Origin of the sequence: Streptomyces katrae, assembly GCF_000966975.1 — a bacterium.
GTDB lineage: Bacteria > Actinomycetota > Actinomycetes > Streptomycetales > Streptomycetaceae > Streptomyces > Streptomyces katrae.
The window spans coordinates 1-3,708 of the sequence record NZ_JZWV01001367.1 but is presented as its reverse complement, the minus strand read 5'-3'; the positions used below and the strand labels follow the sequence as shown (position 1 = coordinate 3,708).

1 protein-coding gene and 2 pseudogenes are annotated in these 3,708 nt (G+C 76.3%); all 3 read right to left on the bottom strand.

What is annotated here, in order from left to right:
- Positions 1-86: 86 nt before the first annotated feature.
- A complete protein-coding gene (locus VR44_RS47995; protein WP_245692823.1) occupies positions 87-479 on the bottom strand; it encodes an SCP2 sterol-binding domain-containing protein in 393 nt (130 codons plus the stop codon).
- A 53-nt stretch (positions 480-532) separates the two neighbouring features.
- Positions 533-898 (bottom strand): annotated as a pseudogene (locus VR44_RS47990) (maleylpyruvate isomerase N-terminal domain-containing protein); the annotation flags it as partial.
- A gap of 2,273 nt (positions 899-3,171) precedes the next feature.
- Positions 3,172-3,600 (bottom strand): annotated as a pseudogene (locus tag VR44_RS48990) (AAA family ATPase); the annotation flags it as partial.
- Between the last annotated feature and the right edge of the window lie 108 nt (positions 3,601-3,708).

Here is a 3,708-nt window from a genome sequence, read left to right as displayed (position 1 = left end):
CCTGGTGGCCGTGGCCCGGGCGCTGCGCCGCTCCCCCGTCGTCGGCTCCTTCCGCGAGCGGCCGTGAGGGGTCCGTACGTGCCCGTTCAGGCCGGGGGGACGAGGGTGAACCAGTGGTCGAGCAGGGCGGGGTCGCCGGTGACCTCCAGCCCGGTGGCGGGGAGGCGCTGCCAGAGGAACAGGGTGAGGTCGGAGGCCGTGCCGGCGGCTTCGACGGCCACCGGGCCCGTTCCGCCCGGCTCCAGGCGCACCTCGTCCCCGGTGAACTCCACCGTCCAGGACTCGGGGCCGTCGGTGCGGCGGAAGCGGTAGCGCTCCCCGGTGCCGGCGGGGGCCGGCTTCCAGCCGCGCCGGGCGGGGACCATGACCTCGAAGGTCTGGGCGACCGCGTCGGCGGCGAAGGCCGGCTCGAAGGGGTCCGGGGCGGCGGTGACGGACTCCGCGTCCCAGCGGTGGACGGCCTGTTCGATGGTCTGCACCAGAAGCCGCTGGTCCGTTCGGTGGACCAGCTCCACACCGGGACGTCGGGCCCCAGTTCCTCCAGTACGTCGATCAGCTCCCGGGCGGCGTCGGCCGACCAGTCGAGGAGTTCCCCGGGGACGGGGCCGCGGTGCGGGGTGGCGTCGTGCCGGGGCCAGGCGGCGCGTACGGCCGGGTCCTCGGGGAGGGCGTAGAGGGCGGGGTCGGTGGGGTCGGGGGGTTCGGTGTGGCGGCCGCGCAGCACGTGGGTGAGGTAGCGCTGGACGCTGCCGAGGTGTCCGGCGAGGTCGGCGAGGGACCAGCCGGGGCAGGACGGCACCGGCGGGCCTTCCCGGCCGCCGTCGGCCGCCCGCCGCAGGGCCTCGTCGTAGGCCGCGGCCTCGCTGCGGAACACGCTGAGCCTGGTGGGGTGATCCATACGGCCACTGTGCCCCGGTGCGGGAGGGTACGGGTCAGCTCGCGCCGCGGGCGAACGCCGTGAGGGCCTGCGCGGTGTCCGCCTCCAGGGCGTCGGCACCGCAGGTGCGGGCGGTCAGCCGGGCGCGGGTGAGCAGGTCGGGGTCGCGGAGCTCGGTGCCGAGCGCGGCGAGGGCGCGGGCCAGTTCGTGGGCCGCCGGGGAGTCCTCCAGGTGGGTGACGGCCTCGGTCAGCAGGGCGGCCCGCCGCTCGGGCGGTGCGACTTCCGCCGAGACGCGCAGGGCCTGCCCGATGGCGGAGGGGGCGCCGTAGGCCCGGGCGCGCTGGAGGGCCTCGTCGGCCAGGGTGCGGGCCCTGGCGGGGTCCTCGGGGGCGACCGCGCGGGCCAGGAGCAGCCGCCAGGGGCACCAGGCCGGGTTCTGGATCCCGCGCGGGCTCAGCCGGCGGTCCACCGCCTCCAGTTCGACGGCGGCCGCCTTGCGGTCCCCGGCGGCCAGGAGGAGTTCGGCGTAGACGGTCTGGGAGTCGGGGAAGACCACGGCGGCGGGGAAGGGTTCGCCGTACTCGTGTTCCCTGGCCAGCTGCCAGGCCTCCTCGGTGCGGCCCCGGCCGAGGAGGGTGGTGATGAGGATGGTGATGGCGTACCAGTGGACGGGCGTACGGCGGCCCACGCGTTCGGCGAGCCGCAGGCCGGCCCGGGCCAGTTCCTCGGCTTCGGTGAGGCGGCCGCGCCGGTGGCGGAGGTAGGCGCGCAGGCTGTAGGCGAAGGACAGGTGGGCGCCGTGCCAGCCCATCCGTTCGAACTCGGCGGTGCCGGCCTCGAAGAGCTCCTCGGCGCGGCCGGGCAGGTCGGCGTACATGTGGACCATGGCGGCGAGTACCGGGACCTCGAAGCCGCGGTCCTCGTGCGCCCAGCTGAAGGGCTGTTCGAGTACCCGGCCGGCGTGGTGGAGGGACACCTCGCGGGGTTCGCCGCGCAGGCAGGCGTCCCAGGCGCGCAGTCCGATGACGTACCGCTCGGTGAGGTCGCGGCCGGCGAGGCGGTCGGCGAGTTTGGCGAGGCGGCGGGAGCGGGCCGGGGAGTCGGGTTCGGCGGCGTCGAAGGCGTCCCACATGAACTGTTCGGACTGCAGGCGCAGCCGGACGCGCGGGTCGTGGGCGCGCGCTATCTCGGCGGCGAGGAGTTCGGAGGCGGCGCGCAGGTGGTCGCTGTGGGCGAGGACCTGGGCGAGGCGGATGACGATGCCCTGGCGCAGCGCCGGGTCGTCGAAGGGCTCGGCGAGGGCGGCCCGCAGGTGGTTGACGGTGGTGGCGGGTTCGGTGAGCAGGGAGGCGCAGCCGAGTTCGTAGAGCACAGCTGCGCGTTCGCCGAAGTCCGGGGGTTCCTGGAGGGCGCGGGCGAGCTGCCGGCGGGCGGCTTCGGGGGCGCCGGCGCGGAGGTTCTCGGCGGCGGCCTCGCGCAGGGTGCGCACCACCCAGGGGTCGTTCTCCGGGTGGGTCTCCAGGAGGTGGCGGGCGGCGGCGGAGGAGCCGAGGCCCGCGTCGACGACGGCGACGGCGGCCTTGCCGTGCAGGGCGACGCGCAGGGCGTCGGGTATGGCCCGGTAGATGGCGGTGGCGATGAGCGGGTGGACGAACTCCAGCCCGGTGGCCTCGTCTTCGGCGTCGGCGGGGGGCGCCGACAGGATGCGGGCGTCGCGCAGCCGCCAGGTGGCGTCGGCGGCTTCTTCGGCGCCGACTCCGGCGACGCGGGCGGCGATCTGCCGGGGGATGGCGGTGCCCAGGACGGCGCAGGCCCAGGCGAAGCGGACGGTGGAGGGTCCGAGGCTCTGGAGGCGGGTGACGAGGCCGCTGCCGCGCTGGGCGGCGGCCAGGTCGTGGAGGAGCGGGGCGCTGGACTCGACGGGGGTGATGCCGTGGGCCCGGACCTTGGCGGTGAGTTCGACGGCCTCGAAGGGGTTGCCGGTGGTGACGGCCCAGGCCTCGTGGCAGAAGGCGTCCTCGGCGTGCGTCCCGACGGTCTCGCGGACGAGGGTGGCGACGGCGGCCTCGGTGAGGGGGGCGAGGCTGAGCGGGCGCCGGCCGGCCCGGCCGGGCAGGGTGCGGAAGGCCTCGGCGTGGGCGGGGAGTTCGTCGGGCCGGTAGGCGGTGACGAGGAGCAGCGGGAGGTGTTCGGCACGGGGGGCGAAGGCGGCGAGCCAGCCGAGGGATTCGGGGGTCGGCCCAGTGGGCGTCGTCGAGGACGAGGACGACGGGGGCGCGTTGGACGGTGAGGTGGGTGAGCACCCAGTCGAGCCCGTCGCGCAGCCCCTGCGGGTCGGGCGGGGCGCCCTGTTCGGGGGCGCACAGGCCGAGGGCGGGGCCGACGATGGAGTACCAGCTGCCGAGCGCGGCGCGCAGCTCGGCCTCGGGGCGGCCGGCGAGCTGGGGCTGGATGAGCTGGCGGGCGACGTGGAAGGGCTGCCCCTGTTCCTGTTCGCCGCCGCGTGCGGCGAGGAGGGTGCAGGAGCGGGCGAGGGCGCGGCGGCGCACTTCGGCGAGGAGGGTGGTCTTGCCGAGGCCGGCCGGGCCGGAGAGGGCGAGGAGGCCGCCGGCCGCATCGGGGCCGGTGCCGGTGAGCCGGTCCAGGGCCTCGTCCACGACGACGAGTTCCGTCTCGCGTTCGAAGAGCGTGCGCCGCGTGCGGGTCCGGCGGTCCGTCATGGCTGGTACCCCTCAGGCCGGTTCGGGAGATCAGCGTACGCCCGCGCACGCTCCGGGGGCTCCCCCTATCGGGAAAGAACCCGATCTTCTCTTCCGGACCTCCCCGGG